Here is an 881-nt window from a genome sequence, read left to right as displayed (position 1 = left end):
CTGTCAAACAATCCCCTGTTTCAAGGGATGGAATTTTCCGATGACCCTGAAAAACTGAAGGAATGGATTCCGCTTATCATGGAAGGCCGTACATCGAATGAACCGATAGCGGCAACAAAAATCGACTCTGGAACGGATGTCAACTTTGGTGCTTTAACACGCATGTTGTTTGACCACTTAAAGAGTAAAAACGTCGAGATCAACTACAAGCATAGTGTTGAGGATATTAAACGTACGAGCGACAGTTCGTGGGAAGTGAAAGTGCATGATATCGATAGCGGTAACATCGAATACCATACTGCAAAATTCGTCTTTATCGGCGGTGGCGGCGGAAGTCTGCCTTTACTACAAAAAACCGGTATTCCTGAATCAAAACATATTGGAGGATTCCCGGTAAGCGGACTATTTATGGTATGTAACAATCCGGAAGTTGTAGCGCAGCATCATGCAAAAGTATACGGTAAAGCCAAGGTTGGTGCTCCTCCAATGTCTGTTCCGCATCTTGATACAAGATATATCGATAACAAAAAATCGTTACTGTTTGGACCGTTTGCCGGCTTCTCACCAAAGTTCTTAAAAACAGGTTCAAATTTTGATTTGATAGGTTCGGTAAAACCGAATAATGTCTTCACTATGTTGGCGGCAGGGGTAAAAGAGATGGCATTGACAAAATACCTGATCCAGCAAGTTATGTTATCGAATGAAAAGCGCATGGAAGAATTACGAGAGTTTATCCCGAACGCCAAAAGCGAGGATTGGGATATAGTGGTAGCGGGCCAACGTGTGCAGGTTATCAAAGATACTGAGGCCGGCGGTAAAGGAACACTTCAATTTGGTACGGAAGTTGTTAGTGCTGCTGATGGCTCGATAGCTGCATTGCT

The 881-nt window shown here is 43.5% G+C and carries 1 protein-coding gene; it reads left to right on the top strand.

Annotated elements, in window-relative coordinates; all coding sequences use genetic code 11:
* Positions 1–881, top strand: an 881-nt coding sequence (locus tag ACFOU2_RS11250) for a malate:quinone oxidoreductase (RefSeq protein ID WP_377915131.1), incomplete at both ends; no start/stop codon positions are given.

It is taken from the genome of Bacillus songklensis, assembly GCF_042649685.1.
Classification (GTDB): Bacteria; Bacillota; Bacilli; order Bacillales; family Bacillaceae_H; genus Bacillus_BA; species Bacillus_BA songklensis.
Note: the sequence above shows the minus strand (reverse complement) of the source record. Positions and strands in the feature narration are given on the sequence as shown.